The organism is Nocardia salmonicida NBRC 13393 (assembly GCF_001613085.1).
Classification (GTDB): domain Bacteria; phylum Actinomycetota; class Actinomycetes; order Mycobacteriales; family Mycobacteriaceae; genus Nocardia; species Nocardia salmonicida.
In genome coordinates this window covers 214,613-229,023 of record NZ_BDBR01000008.1, presented here as the reverse complement: position 1 = coordinate 229,023, position 14,411 = coordinate 214,613, and the positions used below count along the sequence as shown (strand labels likewise).

At 67.0% G+C, this 14,411-nt stretch carries 16 protein-coding genes; 8 read left to right on the top strand and 8 right to left on the bottom strand.

Translation table 11 applies throughout. The features are described 5' to 3' along the window. The first annotated feature begins 19 nt into the window (after positions 1 to 19). The 4 genes from NS1_RS08890 to NS1_RS08875 are packed head-to-tail and all read left to right on the top strand — an operon-like array spanning position 20 to position 3,994. Entirely contained in the window at positions 20 to 1,390 is a 1,371-nt protein-coding gene (locus NS1_RS08890) for an ABC transporter substrate-binding protein (RefSeq protein ID WP_157125135.1), read from the top strand. Further along, positions 1,387 to 2,244 (top strand): metallophosphoesterase family protein, encoded by an 858-nt coding sequence (locus NS1_RS08885; RefSeq protein ID WP_062983218.1) that lies wholly within the window; start codon positions 1,387 to 1,389, stop codon positions 2,242 to 2,244. Before NS1_RS08890 ends, NS1_RS08885 begins: the two co-directional genes overlap by 4 nt. Continuing rightward, positions 2,245 to 3,192, top strand: coding sequence for a carbohydrate ABC transporter permease (locus tag NS1_RS08880; protein WP_084503603.1), 948 nt, complete (start codon positions 2,245 to 2,247; stop codon positions 3,190 to 3,192). Then, positions 3,182 to 3,994: a carbohydrate ABC transporter permease gene (locus NS1_RS08875; protein WP_062983216.1), complete on the top strand. Its 813-nt coding sequence runs from the start codon at positions 3,182 to 3,184 to the stop codon at positions 3,992 to 3,994. The genes NS1_RS08880 and NS1_RS08875 overlap by 11 nt, the downstream gene beginning before the upstream one ends. A gap of 9 nt (positions 3,995 to 4,003) precedes the next feature. Here the strand turns inward: NS1_RS08875 and NS1_RS08870 are convergent, their stop codons facing one another. From NS1_RS08870 to NS1_RS08850, 5 genes are all read right to left on the bottom strand, one after another. Next, positions 4,004 to 4,933 (bottom strand): LysR family transcriptional regulator, encoded by a 930-nt coding sequence (locus NS1_RS08870; RefSeq protein ID WP_062983214.1) that lies wholly within the window; start codon positions 4,931 to 4,933, stop codon positions 4,004 to 4,006. Positions 4,934 to 5,040: 107 nt separating this feature from the next. After that, positions 5,041 to 5,712 (bottom strand): O-methyltransferase, encoded by a 672-nt coding sequence (locus NS1_RS08865; RefSeq protein ID WP_062983213.1) that lies wholly within the window; start codon positions 5,710 to 5,712, stop codon positions 5,041 to 5,043. Between the two features lie 87 nt (positions 5,713 to 5,799). After that, complete coding sequence (locus NS1_RS08860) at positions 5,800 to 7,521, bottom strand: urease subunit alpha (RefSeq protein ID WP_056810170.1); 1,722 nt, start codon at positions 7,519 to 7,521, stop codon at positions 5,800 to 5,802. Beyond that, positions 7,518 to 7,862 (bottom strand): urease subunit beta, encoded by a 345-nt coding sequence (locus tag NS1_RS08855; RefSeq protein WP_056810174.1) that lies wholly within the window; start codon positions 7,860 to 7,862, stop codon positions 7,518 to 7,520. The genes NS1_RS08860 and NS1_RS08855 overlap by 4 nt, the downstream gene beginning before the upstream one ends. Positions 7,863 to 7,871: 9 nt before the next feature. Next, the gene (locus tag NS1_RS08850; protein WP_056810177.1) at positions 7,872 to 8,174 is read right to left on the bottom strand and encodes an urease subunit gamma; all 303 of its coding nucleotides are present in this window, start codon (positions 8,172 to 8,174) and stop codon (positions 7,872 to 7,874) included. 250 nt (positions 8,175 to 8,424) lie between these two features. Between NS1_RS08850 and NS1_RS08845 the strand changes: the two genes are divergently transcribed. Continuing rightward, positions 8,425 to 8,997, top strand: a complete 573-nt coding sequence (locus NS1_RS08845) for a 3'-5' exonuclease (RefSeq protein ID WP_062983211.1) — start codon at positions 8,425 to 8,427, stop codon at positions 8,995 to 8,997. Positions 8,998 to 9,295: 298 nt separating this feature from the next. On the opposite strand, the gene NS1_RS08840 is transcribed toward NS1_RS08845, so the two are convergent. Then, complete coding sequence (locus NS1_RS08840; protein ID WP_056815339.1) at positions 9,296 to 9,679, bottom strand: PaaI family thioesterase; 384 nt, start codon at positions 9,677 to 9,679, stop codon at positions 9,296 to 9,298. Between the two features lie 509 nt (positions 9,680 to 10,188). Between NS1_RS08840 and NS1_RS08835 the strand changes: the two genes are divergently transcribed. Then, positions 10,189 to 10,701, top strand: a complete 513-nt coding sequence (locus NS1_RS08835) for a L,D-transpeptidase (protein WP_235569300.1) — start codon at positions 10,189 to 10,191, stop codon at positions 10,699 to 10,701. Here the strand turns inward: NS1_RS08835 and NS1_RS08830 are convergent. Then, positions 10,656 to 11,651, bottom strand: coding sequence for a MerR family transcriptional regulator (locus NS1_RS08830; protein WP_063816104.1), 996 nt, complete (start codon positions 11,649 to 11,651; stop codon positions 10,656 to 10,658). The genes NS1_RS08835 and NS1_RS08830 overlap by 46 nt on opposite strands. A 70-nt stretch (positions 11,652 to 11,721) precedes the next feature. Here NS1_RS08830 and NS1_RS08825 point away from each other — a divergent pair, with 70 nt between their 5' ends. Both NS1_RS08825 and NS1_RS08820 read left to right on the top strand, forming a co-directional pair. Further along, entirely contained in the window at positions 11,722 to 12,327 is a 606-nt protein-coding gene (locus NS1_RS08825; RefSeq protein WP_062983209.1) for a maleylpyruvate isomerase family mycothiol-dependent enzyme, read from the top strand. A 221-nt stretch (positions 12,328 to 12,548) separates the two neighbouring features. After that, positions 12,549 to 13,586: an alpha/beta hydrolase gene (locus tag NS1_RS08820; protein ID WP_063816103.1), complete on the top strand. Its 1,038-nt coding sequence runs from the start codon at positions 12,549 to 12,551 to the stop codon at positions 13,584 to 13,586. Positions 13,587 to 13,621: 35 nt separating this feature from the next. On the opposite strand, the gene NS1_RS08815 is transcribed toward NS1_RS08820, so the two are convergent. Next, positions 13,622 to 14,320: a hypothetical protein gene (locus NS1_RS08815; RefSeq protein ID WP_062983527.1), complete on the bottom strand. Its 699-nt coding sequence runs from the start codon at positions 14,318 to 14,320 to the stop codon at positions 13,622 to 13,624. Positions 14,321 to 14,411: the final 91 nt, after the last annotated feature.

Genomic DNA, 14,411 nt, shown 5'->3' with positions numbered 1-14,411 from the left:
CCCGATGAGGAGTTCCATCATGAAACGCACACTGCCCGCACTGGGCGTGGCGCTCACCACCGCCCTCGCACTCACCGGCTGCGGCCTCGGCACCACCGGGTCCACCGACACCACCTCCACCGCGCAGATCCCCGAACTGGCTGCCGACCAGCAGGTTTCGATCGTGTTCGAGTCCTACAGCTACGGCGTGGCCGGTGCCTGGACCGACACGTTCAACGCCCTGATCGCCGACTTCAGCGCCAAGCACCCCAATATCAAGGTCACCGCGCAGAAGCCCCAGGGCAACAGCCCCAACCCGGCGACCGACACCGTCTCCAGCATCCAGAACCAGATGGTGGCAGGCACTCCGCCCGATGTCGCCCAGCTCGGCTTCTCCGATCTGGACTTCACCATCAACCAGCTCAAGGCCAAGCCCCTCGACCAGCTGGTCGGCGCGCCGGCGGTGAAGCAGAACTTCGACGGCGCCCGCCACGCGTACGCACCGCGCGCCCGCACGCTCGACGACTGGGACGGCCACACCTATGGCGTTCCGTTCGTCTTCTCCACGCCCGTGCTGTACCTGAACGCCTCGCTGTTCACCGAAGCCGGTCTCGATCCCGCCAAGCCCCCCACCACGTGGGACGAGGTCACCACCGCCGCGAAGGCGATCGCCGACCGCACCGGCAAGGGCGGGGTCTACATCGACTGCCTGACCAAGACCGCCAAGGACTGGTGCTTCCAGTCGCTGGTGCGCTCGAACGGCGGTCGCGTGATCTCCGAGGACCGCAACTCCCTCACCTTCGCCGACGCGCCCGCCGTCGAGGTCGCCAAGATGGCACAGAACCTCGTGAACACCGGCAGTATGCCCAAGCTCAACCAGAAGCAGGGCTACGAGGCATTCGGCCGCGGCGAGATCGGCATGATGCTCGAAACCAGCGCGCTGCAGAGCATTTTCGTCACCGGCGCCAAGGGCAAGTGGGACCTGCGTTCGGCGCCGATGCCCGGCTTCGGCGCCAAGCCGGCCGTTCCGACCAATTCCGGTGCGGGCCTGCACATCCTGTCCAACGATCCCGCCAAGCAGCGGGCCGCGTGGGAACTGATCAAGCACCTCACCAGCGAGGATTCCTACAAGAAGATCGCGCAGAACATCGGCTACCTGCCGCTGCGGACCGGCCTGCTCGAGGAAGCGGGCGGCCTCAAGGAATGGGCCGATCAGAACCCGCTGCTGCGCCCGAACGTGGCGCAGCTGGCCAATATGGAGCCGTGGGTTTCCATGCCGGGCAACAACTATCTGCAGATGCGTGACGGCATGATGGACGCCGTCGAAGCCGTCGTGTTCCAGGGCGCCGACCCGCAGTCGACGCTCACCGCGGCCCGCACCGCGGGCACCGAACTCATGCCGAAGTCATGAGCGAACTCACGATCGTCCAGATCACCGACACCCACTTGCGGCCCGAGGGCGAACTGCTCCACGGCGTCGACACCGCCGCCAACCTGACGGCGGTGCTCGACCGGCTGCGCGAATTCGGGCAGCGCGTCGACGTGCTGATCTTCTCCGGCGATCTCAGCGACAACGGATCACCCGAGGCCTACCGGCGGCTGCGGGCCGCCGTCGAGCCCGTCGCGGCCGACCTCGGCGCCGAGATCGTCTACGCGATGGGCAATCACGACGAACGCACCGCCTTCGGCGTCGAATTGCTCGACCGCGACTCCGTGGACCCTGATCTCCCGCACGATCAGTGCGTCGAGGTCGCGGGAGTGCGGATCATCGTGCTGGACAGCACCACGCCGTTCCAGCACGACGGCAAGCTCGAGCCGGAGCAGCTGACCTGGCTGGCAGGCATTCTGCGCACCCCCGCCCCGCACGGCACCGTGCTGGTGGTGCACCATCCGCCGCTGCGCTCCCCCCTGGCCACCCTCGACTTCCTCCGGCTCAAGGATGCCGAACAGCTGGCTGAGGTCGTCGCGGGCACCGATGTCCGGATGATCCTGTGCGGACACAACCACCTCACCGGCGCGTCGGCGCTGGCCGGGATCCCGGTGTGGATCGGTCCCGCGATGGCCTACCGGGTGGACGCGATGGCACCGGCGGGCAGGCACCGTGGGTTCGTCGGATTCGGGTACAGCCGCATCGACGTCATGGAGTCGACGGTGCTGGCCACCGCGATCGACGCCGCCCCGGCGCCCACGGTCTACGACCGGCCGGAATCGGAGATGCTCGAGCAGATCGCCGCGATCGTCGCCGCCAGGGCGGCGGTGAAGTAGATGTTCGTCATCGATGCGCCGGCCCCGCCGACACCGCCGATCGAGGCGAAACCGGTGCGCCGCCCACTCACCCGACGCCGGGTTGCCCGGTTCGTCGCGCCGTATCTCTACCTGAGTCCGGCACTGTTCCTGCTGGTCGTGTGGACCTATCAACCGCTGGTGCAGGCCCTGCAACTGTCCACGTACTCGTGGAACCTGCTGCCGACGGCTCCGATGACACCGGTCGGTACCGCGAATTACGAACGGCTACTGGATCTTCCGGCGTTCTGGGGCGCTCTCGGGCGCACCGGGACACTGATCCTGGGTCTGCTGCCGTTCACGGTGGTCCTGCCGGTCGTCATCGCGATGGCGAGCAGGCGGGTCACCGGCCGGGCCCGCACGGTCTATCAGGCACTGGTGTTCGCGCCGTTCCTGGTCGCGCCGGTCGCGGCGGCCGCGGTGTGGCGCTGGTTGCTGCATCCGGGGTCCGGTTTCCTCGCCCAGGTCACCGGTTCCGACCGCAACTGGGTGTACGAGACCGCGACCGCGCAGGGCGTGATCATCGCGATCACCGCCTGGCACCTGATCGGCTTCGCGGTGCTCGTGGTGTGGGCGGGGCTGGCCGGAATCAGCGGCGACTACGACGAAGCGGCGAGGGTCGACGGCGCCTCACCCGGTCAGATCCGGCGCTGGATCACGCTGCCGCTGCTCTCGCCCACGGTGCTGTTCCTGGTCCTCACGACCGTATTGCTCAGTCCCACCCTGACTTTCCCGCTCATCGACTCGATGACCCAGGGCGGTCCGGCGCAGGCCACCACCAATATCTACTACCTGCTCTGGGACTACGCCTTCCACAGTTTCGACGCCGGTCTGAGCGCCGCGGCCGGTGTGCTGCTGTTCTTCGGCTTCGGCCTGGTGGCCGCACTGCTGGTCTGGATTTCGGAAAAGGTTGCTGTCCATGACGATTGAACGACTGCGCGGGGTGGGCAGCCATCTGCTTCTCGCCGCGACGGCACTGGTGTGCGTGTTCCCGATCTACTGGCTGTTCGCGACGTCGCTGCGCAGACCGGAAGACGTCACCTCGCTCTCCCCGATCCCGTGGCCGCTGTCGACGGCCAACTACCTCGACGCGGCGCAGAAGGTCGACATCGCCGGTCTGATCGCCAATACGTTCTTCGTCGCGGTGCTCTCGGCGGCAGGCCAGCTCCTCATCGCGCTGCTGGCCTCCTACGCGTTCGCCATCTACACGTTCCCGCTGCAGAACCTGCTGTATCTGGCGTTCGTCGGGGTGTGGCTGGTGCCGTTCCAGGTGACGATGCTGCCCAACTACATCCTGCTCAACCAGCTGGGCCTGATCAACACCCTGATCGGCGTCGTGCTGCCGACGCTGTGTTCGGCGCTGGCGGTCCTGCTGCTGCGCCAGCACATGTCGGCGTTCCCGAAGGAACTCATCGCCGCCGCGAAGATCGACGGGCGCTCGTCGTGGTCGATCCTGTGGACCGTGGTGGTGCCGAATCTGCGGCCCGCACTCGCCGCGCTCGGCATCCTGCTGTTCATCAACGCGTGGAACGAGTACTTCTGGCCCGCGGTCGTCCTGCGTCAGTCCAACAGTGTCCTGCAGCTCGGGCTGCGCAGTTTCATGGGCACCGAAGGCGATCAGTGGGGGCCGATGATGGCGCTGGCCGGCCTCGCCTGCCTGCCGGTGCTGCTGCTGTACCTGGTGCTGCAACGCCACATCGTCAACGCGTTCGTGCGGTCGGGATTGAAGTGAACGACGACCTCAGCCCGTCAAGACCTGGTCGTCGTCCAGGGCAGGTGCCGTGGACGCGAGGCAATCCAGAAACATCGCCACCGCCGGATTCTGCTCGTCGGCCCGCCACACCACGTGCAGATCCAGGGTCGGGACCGGATCGACCAGTTTCAGTGCGACCGCGTCGGTGCTCGCGGTGCCCATACCCGCCGACACCGCCCGTGGCAGCGAGGCGAAACCGACCAGTGGGCGCACCGACACGATGTGGGCGGTGGCGCCCGGATCATCGGCGATATGGGTGATGTTCAACGAGATCCGGGTCTGCGCGGCCGATCGCAGGATCGTGTCGTACATCGCCGGGCACTGCTCACGCGCGAACAGCACGCACTCCTGATCGCGCAGTTCGGCGAACGGCACGTGCGAGCGGTGGGCCCAACGGTGCTGTCGGCCGACCACCGCCACCAGCGGGATCCGGTGCAGCAGACGGCGGTACCGGAAATCGGCGGTGCTCGGGTGGCCGTAGACCATGGCCAGATCGAGGGACCCGTCGGCCAGGGCGGCCAGCTGCGGCCCGGTTCGCTTCTCCCACAACGACACCGAGATGCCGGGGTGGCGGTCGGTCAGCTGGGCCAGCGCCTCGGGCAGCACGTGTTTGCTGGCGGGCAGGTTGTAGCCGATGTTCAGGCTGCCCGCGCGCCCGGCGGCGGTGGCCTTCGCCGCCTTGGCGGCCCGGTCGAGCTGGGCGACGATCTGGCGGGCCTGCAGTTCGAACTCCCGGCCGGCGGGCGTGAGGCGCACCTCGTGCGAGTTGCGCGCGACCAGCTGCACTTCCAGGGATTTCTCCAGCTTCTGTAGCTGGGCGCTCAGGCTCGGCTGGGTCAGATGCAGACGTTGCGCCGCGCGCCCGAAATGCAATTCTTCGGCGAGCGCGATGAACGAGACGAGATGACGGAATTCCATGACGGCGGCTCCTGAAGTCGAACACTCCCACGCTAGCGGCAGCGAACAACACCCCCATGAATCCCGGGCGCCCGGCAATGACCATCCGCATTGCCGGGCGGTGAAGATCAGGAATTCGGACCGGTGACCACGGCGTAGGCGAAACCGTCCCACCCTTTGGCGCCGACGGTCTGGATGACGGTCGCATCGACGCTCGGTTCGGCGGCGAGCAATTCGATCAGGTCGCGGCTGGCCCGCGCGTTCGGGTCCTCGGTCTGCTCGTCGGCCACCGCGCCCGCGCGCACCACATTGTCGACGATGATCACCGAGCCCGGATGGGTCAGGCGCAGCGCCCACTGGACGTAGTTGGAGTTGTTGACCTTGTCGGCGTCGATGAAGACCAGATCGAACGGCTCGGTCAGATCCTCGGCGACGCCGGGCAAGTTGTCCAGAGCCGCGCCGACCAGGATCTCGACACGATCGCCCACCCCCGCCCGGTCCAGGTTCTCGCGGGCGACCTTCGCGTGGCGTGGTTCGAATTCGAGAGTGACGACGAGGCCGCCGTCGCCGACCGCGCGCGCCAGCCACTCGGTGCTGTACCCGCCGAGCGTGCCGATCTCGAGCACCCGGCGCGCTTTCGCGGTGCGGGCCAACAGGTTCAGCAACTTTCCCTGAGGTGGGGAGACATCGATGGCGGGCAGTCCCGCGTCGGCGTTGGCGGTGAGCGCGGGCACACCCTCGTCACCCACGAGGGTGGTGACGATATAGCTGTCGACATCGGTCCAATCGTTGGTCGTCATATCGGCAGTCTGCCACCGAGCGCGGCCCGACACCGGCAACGCCCGGGCGATGAGCGCCGGGGTGGCCTAGCCCACCCCGGCGCCGGTTCAGAAAAGGAAGTAGCGCTGGGCCATCGGGAGTTCGGTGGCGGGTTGCTCGGCCCAGACTTCGCCGTCGATGCGGACAGTGAAGGTGTCAGGGTCTACTTCGATGCGGGGCATGGCGTCGTTGTGGGGCATGTCAGCCTTGGTGACGCGGCGAGCGTTCTTGACCGGCACCAGCTTTCGGCGCACGTTCAAGCGGTTCGCGAGGCCGTCGTCGATGGCCTGCTCGGAGACGAAGTGCAGCGAGGTGGCCGCGGCGGCGGGGGCCGCGGCGCCGAACATGGGGCGCGGAAGTACCGGCTGCGGGGTGGGGATCGAGGCGTTGGCGTCGCCCATCGCGGCCCAGGCGATCATGCCGCCCTTGAGGACGGCGTGCGGGCGGACGCCGAAGAACGCGGGCTCCCACAGCACCAGATCGGCGAGTTTGCCGACTTCGATCGAACCGATCTCGTCGTCGAGCCCGTGCGAAACCGCCGGGCAGATCGTGTATTTGGCGATGTAGCGCTGCACGCGGGCATTGTCGGCCGCGCCGTCGCCGGGCAGGGCGCCGCGGCGGCGCTTCATCACGTGGGCGGTCTGCCAGGTGCGCATCACCACCTCGCCGATGCGGCCCATCGCCTGGGAGTCCGAGCCGATCATGGAGATGGCGCCGAGGTCGTGCAGGAGGTCTTCGGCGGCGATGGTGGACGGGCGGATCCGTGATTCGGCGAAGGCCAGGTCCTCGGGGATCGACGGACTCAGGTGGTGACACACCATCAGCATGTCGAGGTGCTCGTCGAGGGTGTTGACGGTGTGTGGCCTGGTGGGGTTGGTGGAGCTGGGCAGCACGTTCAGATGTGAAGCGACAGTGATGATGTCGGGCGCGTGACCGCCGCCCGCACCCTCGGTGTGGTAGGCGTGGATGCCGCGGCCCGCGATGGCGGCGAGGGTGTCCTCGACGAAGCCCGCCTCGTTCAGCGTGTCCGAGTGCAGCGCCACCTGCACGCCCGCCGCGTCGGCGACAGTCAGGCAGGCATCGATCGCCGCGGGGGTGGAACCCCAGTCCTCGTGCAACTTGAAACCCGATGCGCCGCCGCGCAATTGCTCCCACATCGATTCGTGGCTGACCGTGTTGCCCTTGCCGAGCAGCACGATGTTCATCGGCCAGTGATCCAATGATTCCAGCATCCGCGCCAGATGCCAGGAGCCCGGCGTGACGGTGGTGGCCTTGGAACCCTCGGCGGGGCCGGTGCCGCCGCCGATGAGGGTGGTGATGCCGCCGCCGAGCGCTTCGTCCATCAGCTGCGGGCAGATGAAGTGGACGTGACAGTCGATGGCGCCCGCCGTGAGAATGCGGCCGTTACCCGCGATGATCTCGGTCGACGGACCGACGACCAGGTCCCGGTGCACGCCCGACATCGTGTCGGGATTACCGGCCTTGCCGATGCCGCAGATCCGGCCGTCGCGGATGCCCACGTCGGCCTTGATGATGCCCCAGTGGTCGATGATGACGACACCGGTGATGACAGTGTCGGGGGCGCCGTCGGCACGAGTGGCGCGCGACTGACCCATCGACTCGCGCAGTACCTTGCCACCGCCGAACACCGCTTCCTCGCCGGCGAGACCCGGTCCGCCACTGCGGTCTTCGGTGATCTCGATGAGCAGGTCGGTGTCGGCCAGGCGAATACGGTCACCGGTGGTCGGCCCGAACAGTTCGGCATAGCGGGCGCGGCTCAGTTCGGTCATCGACTCTCTTCCGGACGTCGCGGTGAATTATCTGCATCCAACTGCCCCGGCGGGTTCATGCTGATGCCGTGGACCTCACGGGTTCCGCCGAGCGGAACCAGCGAGATCCGCTGCGGCAGACCGGGTTCGAAACGCACTGCGGTACCGGCCGGAATATCGAGCCGGTGCCCGTAGGCGGCCTCGCGGTCGAACTCCAGCGCGGCGTTGGACTGCGGGAAGTGCACATGACTGCCCACCTGAACGGGACGGTCACCGGTATTGACCACCTCGAGCTCGACGCGCACCGCGCCCGCGTTCAGCTCGATCGTGCCCTCGGCACAGAGATATTCACCGGGAATCATGCGCGTCGCCTATCCGATCGGGTGGTGCACGGTGACGAGCTTGGTCCCATCGGGAAACGTCGCCTCGACCTGCACGTCGTGAATCATCTCGGGCACCCCGTCCATCACGTCCGCACGGGTGAGCACCGACCGCCCCGAGGACATCAGTTCCGCCACGGTCCGCCCGTCCCGCGCCCCCTCGAGCACATGATCGGTGATCAACGCGATCGACTCGGGATGGTTCAGCTTCAGCCCCCGCGCCTGCCTCCGGCGCGCCAGCTCGGCCGCATAACTCAGCAGCAACCGTTCCTGCTCGTGCGGCGACAGGCGCATGCGTTCTCTCCTCGGCGGGTCGTGGTCGGTGAGCGACATTCTGGCACGTCCCGCGTTCACACGGCGACCGCCGCCGAGCACGACCGGGCACGACCCCGAGGTGGTTAACGAGATGTTAACGAAGGGCGCATCACTCGGCCAGAAAGCGCCCGCGTCACCGACGGAGCGCCAGCCACGCCCGCTCCGCTTGGCCAACGCCCCCGCGAATATCCGCTGGAATGCACCATCGCGCGCCCGTACCGTCGCATCTATGAACGAATGGACCGGCCTGCTCAACGTGGTCGATGTGGAAGCCACCTGCTGGGCCGGAGACCCACCGGCCGGGCAGACCAACGAGATCATCGAGATCGGGGTCACCGTGGTCGATCTCGCCACCCGAACCAGGGTGAGCAAACACGGGATCATCGTGCGGCCGACCCGGTCCACGGTGAGCGAATTCTGCACCGAGCTCACCACGCTCACCCAGGAGCAGGTCGATCAGGGTGTCGAGTTCGGTGAGGCGTGCCGCCTACTGGGGAGCGAGTTCGCGGCGGGCACGCGGCCGTGGGCGAGCTGGGGCGATTACGACCGCAAGCAGTTCCGCACCCAGTGCGCGGCGACCGGCGTCGAGTACCCCTTCGGCCCCGAGCACACCAACGCCAAACAGGTGTTCGCCGAGTCCTACGACCTGCGTCGACGACCGGGCATGGACCACGCGCTGCGAATCGCCGACATCCCCCTCGAAGGCACGCACCACCGTGGCGACGACGACGCGTGGAATATCGGCGCGCTGGTCGTGGATGTCCTCGGCCGTGGTGGTTGGCGGGTCACCACCGTCGACTGACGCGCAGTCCCGCCCTGTCGTGGACTGCGGCCCGCCACGAACGCCGAATCTGCATTCGAACCCCTCAGCCGTGACCCGTCGTTCGGACCGGTAATGCCGCGCGCCCAGCACCAGAGCGTCGAGTCGGGTGAAGTCGGCCCGAACGGATTCGATCGCGGTGCGGGTCTCGGCGATCGAGCTCAGATCGGCCCGTACGAAGTGCGCGCACAGTGACAACAACGTGCTTCACGGGAAGTCATCAGCGTCGTTCAGTGAATTGAACCGACAGGTTCACACCAAGGAAGTTCTCACCAGGGCGCTAGGCGGCGAGGTTCTGGAGGCGGACCTGGCCACGGGCGACAGTGCGACCATCGGCGTCGGTGATGACGACGACCCAGAGTTGCTGGCTACGGCCGCGGTGAATCGGGGTGGCCTCGCCGGTGAGGACGCCCTCACGGACGGCGCGCAAGAAATCGGTGTTGTTGTTGACGCCGACGACCGATCCACGCTCGCCGAACCAGACGCCGCCGCCGACGCTGGCGAGGGTTTCGATGATGGTGCAGTAGACGCCGCCGTTCTGGATACCGGCGGGCTGGTGCAGCTCCGGGCGCACCGTCCATTCACCGCGCACCCGGTCGGGGGTGACCTCGGTGTAGCGCAGGCCGATGAGATCGGTGAAGGTGCCTTCGCTGGCCTTGGTCATCAACTCGGGGGTGACATCGGCCAGGGACAGGGGCGTTTCGCTCATATGGTCCGGTTTACACCATCCGAAAACCTGCGCGGCAGCCGGTAAGACGTAGCGGCGAGCTCCGCTCGAAAACGGAGCCCGCCGCGGCAGGATGGCGGAGTCGACCGCAGCCCTCGGGACCACCGGCTCATCCGTACGCCGAGATCAGAGTAGGTCAGGCTTACCTAAGTAGTCAAGTCCCTGCCGTTCCGCGGCCGACGATTCGTCCGCGAACGACACCACCGGGTCACCGAGTACGCCCGGCGCGCACAGTCACTGAAGGGTCGTCAGACCGCGCCGCGCTGGCACGAATCGATCCTCGGCATGTGACGCGCCGGTAGCCGCGCCCAGGGCTTGCTCAACACGATCGCAATACTCCATGATCGCTGTACCTCCTATGTTTCCGAGGCTTGTGTCGATGGTGAAAGCTCATGTTCTGGGCGTACGACGACCAGGGGTGGGCGCGGCGAGAGAGGCAAGATTTCGTGAGTAGTAGTCGTATTCCCCGGTGGGCCGTGCAGGCGGCGATGTGTGTGGCCGTGGTCGGGGCCGCGGTCGCAGCACCCGTACAGGCCGAACCACTGTGGCCCGGCGGGCCCGATGTGCCCGGCGTGCCCGCCATCGTTCCCGCGCCGCCGCCGGAGCCCGTGGTGGCACCGTGCAGCGAGAAAGCGCGTGCGTGCCTGCAACTGTCGACCAATAACGCGTGGTTGATGGACAACGGCAAGGTCACCTTCGGGCCCAGCCCGATGTCGCACGGCCGTCCCGGCTACGAAACGCCCCCCGGGGTGTTCAAGGTGGCGTTCAAGAAGCCGTTCCACTGGAGCACCCTGCACAACGCCCCCATGGAATACGCGGTCTTCTTCAACGGCGACATCGCTTATCACATCGGACCCACCGAGGAGCAGTCCCACGGCTGCATCCGTTTGACCCCGGAAGGCGCGAAGGCGCACTACGAGTGGCTGGAACCGGGCGACATCGTCGAAGTTGTTCCCTGAGTTCTGTTTCGAGGAAGGGGAGGCCGGCTACCGGCCTCCCCTTTTTGCGTCACCGAGGTGGTCAGGGCGTCGAAGAGCCAGAGTTGGGCGGCGCCGGTGGTAACGGCGGCACCGGTGAAAGTTGTTGTCAGGTGCCAATATCGGCGGACTCGGCGATCTGCACCCGCGGCGTCGGTGAGGAGTTGGCGGCGGAAGGTCGGGGTGTCGCGGCGTCCGCGGGCGGTGGCGTGGATGCCGACGTAGTGGTCGAGTTCCGCGCCCGGATAGGGTCGGCGGCCCGCGGCGACGAGGGGCGCGACGGCCACGCAGGCATCGGCTACGTCGAACAGTAGGCGGCGTTCGTCGCGGGTTCCGGGGGTGCCGCGGTGGCGGATGGTGTCGTTCACGGCGGTGGCCATGTCCGGGTTCGATACGGCGGCAATCAGTTCCGCGTAAGCGACGAGGTGTTCGGGGTGTGCGTCGGCGATCAGTTCGGGGACGTTCATGCTGAGGAATCCGTCGATGGCCGAGGTCGGTAGCGGCGCGAGTTGGCGGCGCCAGAACGCGACCAGCACGTCGTGGGCAGCACGCGGATCGACCACGGCGGCAAGCAGATTCAAGTGTTCGCTGTGCCTGTCGGGGGCTGCCGATTCGACGGCGCGCAGTAGCGCCCGGCGACGGTTCAGTGCGTCGAGTTCGTAGTCGACAGCGACCCGTTCGGCGGTGATCACCTCCGCGATCGACCGGGTGCCGTCCAGAACGTCTTCGATCGCCGCGAGTCCGATGCCGAAGGAACGCAACCGGCGCAACAGCACGAGTCGATCGACCGCACCGGGTTCGAACACCCGGTGACCGGTGGGCGAGCGCGCCGCATCCAGCAGGCCCGCATCGCAGTAGTACCGGACCGTTCGCACCGCGACGCCGGTGCGGGCGGCGAGCTCGCCGATCGTCAGATATGTGATGTGGGTCACTTTCCCTGGCACCTCCACCTCGGTGGAACTCCTACGGTACCGAGGACGCCCACGCGAAGGAGACTCGACGATGACCGGACACGACACGATGAACGACACGATCTGGCAGGCGGTGGCCGAGGAGCGCGCCACCCTGGTCGCCTTGCTGCGCGAGCTGCCCGAATCGGCGTGGGACACCGAGACATTGTGCGAGGGGTGGCGCGTTCGCGACGTCGTGGCCCATCTCGTGTTGGCCACCCGGGTCACCATCGTCTCCTTGGTGGTGAACCTGATCCGCGCTCGCGGCAATACCGACCGTCTCATCCACGACACCGCCGTTCGGCTCGCCGATCGAACATCGACCGCCGAGTTGCTCGCCGCACTGCACGCCACGATCGACTCCAGGGCCATCCCGATCGGCACCACACCGATCGACCGCCTGATGGATCTGCTGGTACACGGGCAGGACATCGCCGTCCCGCTCGGAATCGAGCGGGTGATGCCGACGGCGGCGGCGCAGCTGTCGCTGGAGCGGGTCTGGACGAGAGGGGCACCGTTTCACGCGCGGACTCGACTCACCGGATACGCCCTCGCCGCGACCGATACCGGGTGGACGGCCGGTGCGGGTACCACGGTCAGCGGCACGGCCGCAGAACTACTCATGATCGTCACCGGCCGCACCACTCCCGAAAACTAGTGACCACTGAAATACACAGCGGTACTGCCGCATTCGGCAATGCAGTAGGCGACCCGAGGAGGATCGACAGCGTCGCGGACCGAATGGCGCGGAGATACGTCACTCGGATACAGAGCGGAAGAGTGAAACACCAGCTTGCCACACTTCCCCGGCGGGAGATAAGTTACCGGGATCACATTCGAAACCGCCGGTAATGACCACCTGAACAGGCTCGCAACACGATGAAGAACGTAATGCTCCGCGCGATCATCTCGGCCGTCTGTGCCGTGGCAGTCGCCTCGACGCCCGTCTTCGTAGACGCCACGGCATCGGCCGCCCCCGGCGCGCGGCTGGTGAGCCGGACGCAGGCCGACCGGGTCGCCGACATCAGCGTCTACTCCCCCGCGATGGATCGCACGATCGCGTTGCGGGTGCTGCAGCCGAGCGACACCTCGACGCCCGCACCGACGTTGTATCTGCTCAACGGCGCGGGCGGCGGCGAGGATTCGGCCAATTGGCCGGGTCAGACCGATGCCGGCGGGTTCTTCGCCGACAAGCATGTCAATGTCGTCATCCCGATGGAAGGCGCGTTCAGTTATTACACCGACTGGCGGCGACCGGACACGGGCCTGGCGAAGAACCTCGACAACAACGGCAACAACATGTGGACGACGTTCCTCACCGAGGAGCTGCCGCCCGTGATCGACGCGGCCTTCGGCACGAACGGCGTCAATTCCCTGGCCGGTATCTCGATGGCGGGAACCTCGGTCCTCGATCTCGCGATCCAGGCGCCCGAGCTGTACCGCAGCGTCTCCGCCTACAGCGGCTGCGCGATGACCAGCGATCCGATCGGCCGCGCCTTCGTCTCCCTCGTGGTGCGGATGGGCGGCGGGAACACCGAGAACATGTGGGGTCCCGATAACGACGCCGCATGGCGCGAGCACGATCCCTACGTGCAAGCCCATCGGTTGCCGAATATTCCGATCTACATCTCCGCGGGCACCGGATTGCCGGGTCCACACGACACGCTGTCGAATCCGCGCGTGCACATCAGCGGCAAGAACCCGACGTCGATTCTGACGAATCAGATGCTCGTCGGCGGCGGCATCGAAGCCGCGACGGCCTATTGCACGGCGAATCTGGCACAGCGGACGCGAGAACTCGGCCGCACGAACATCACCTACAATATCCGCCCGACCGGCACTCATTCCTGGGGCTATTGGGAGGACGACCTCCACGCCTCATGGCCGATGATGGCGACAGCCCTCGGCCTACCATGAAACCCTGGTGATCGCCTGTCCGAGTAGCGCTCTCGTCAGCGCTGCAGGCAACTGCTGCGGCGAACCGGGAGGCCGCCTTCCTCGAACGCGCCGAGCAGGAGTTGTCCGCGCCGCGCCCCCGCGGACACGTCGGCGCGCGCCAGATCGGGGACGTAAGTCGCTGCGCCGATGATGGATTCACCGACCAGGGTCCAGAAACGGCGAGCGGGCAGACCGGAGCAGCGGGTGAGAACCGACTGCAACGGGATCAGCGAGGAGGCACAGCGGTGGGCGAGCCAGACCGCCATGGCGGCTTCGCAGGGGAAGGCGACCGCGCCGGGTTCGGGGTCGCAGTCGACGACGCGAATCCTGGTGTCGGTCAACCCCGCCCAGTCGATGCCGCCGTCGTTGTCGTGGTGGATCCACAGGTTGTCGCGGCCGGGGTCCCAGGCCTGCGCGTCCATGACGAACAGGGCGGTGACCCGACCCGCGACGGCGTGGATGAGCGCGGTGGCCACCACTTCGGCGGCGATCTCGTCATTGATCATTTCCGCGGCGTGACGTCGGTACATCAGTTCGACGCGGCCCTCCGAGAGCCCGTTGGGCACATGCCACCATCGCCGTTTGCCCTGCCCGCTCATCGCCGCGACGGCATACACGCGCGGATGCTCGGGTTGCAGCGATTGCAACCTGGCACAGGCGCGGTCGAACACGGCGGTGGTGCGGGAAGTGGCGGTGGTGACGGGCTCGGACATCGAACCTCCTCGAACGTTGGTTCCCGTGACGATGATGTCTCGGAACATAGGTTAGGCTTACCAGACTTCACAAGTCATGTCCGGTTTCGAG

Coding starts and splice junctions, on each gene's coding strand:
- NS1_RS08890 (WP_157125135.1), top strand. CDS start 20: ATGAAACGCACACTGCCCGCACTGGGCGTGGCGCTCACCACCGCCCTC.
- NS1_RS08885 (WP_062983218.1), top strand. CDS start 1,387: ATGAGCGAACTCACGATCGTCCAGATCACCGACACCCACTTGCGGCCC.
- NS1_RS08880 (WP_084503603.1), top strand. CDS start 2,245: ATGTTCGTCATCGATGCGCCGGCCCCGCCGACACCGCCGATCGAGGCG.
- NS1_RS08875 (WP_062983216.1), top strand. CDS start 3,182: ATGACGATTGAACGACTGCGCGGGGTGGGCAGCCATCTGCTTCTCGCC.
- NS1_RS08870 (WP_062983214.1), bottom strand. CDS start 4,933: ATGGAATTCCGTCATCTCGTCTCGTTCATCGCGCTCGCCGAAGAATTG.
- NS1_RS08865 (WP_062983213.1), bottom strand. CDS start 5,712: ATGACGACCAACGATTGGACCGATGTCGACAGCTATATCGTCACCACC.
- NS1_RS08860 (WP_056810170.1), bottom strand. CDS start 7,521: ATGACCGAACTGAGCCGCGCCCGCTATGCCGAACTGTTCGGGCCGACC.
- NS1_RS08855 (WP_056810174.1), bottom strand. CDS start 7,862: ATGATTCCCGGTGAATATCTCTGTGCCGAGGGCACGATCGAGCTGAAC.
- NS1_RS08850 (WP_056810177.1), bottom strand. CDS start 8,174: ATGCGCCTGTCGCCGCACGAGCAGGAACGGTTGCTGCTGAGTTATGCG.
- NS1_RS08845 (WP_062983211.1), top strand. CDS start 8,425: ATGAACGAATGGACCGGCCTGCTCAACGTGGTCGATGTGGAAGCCACC.
- NS1_RS08840 (WP_056815339.1), bottom strand. CDS start 9,679: ATGACCAAGGCCAGCGAAGGCACCTTCACCGATCTCATCGGCCTGCGC.
- NS1_RS08825 (WP_062983209.1), top strand. CDS start 11,722: ATGACCGGACACGACACGATGAACGACACGATCTGGCAGGCGGTGGCC.
- NS1_RS08820 (WP_063816103.1), top strand. CDS start 12,549: ATGAAGAACGTAATGCTCCGCGCGATCATCTCGGCCGTCTGTGCCGTG.
- NS1_RS08815 (WP_062983527.1), bottom strand. CDS start 14,320: ATGTCCGAGCCCGTCACCACCGCCACTTCCCGCACCACCGCCGTGTTC.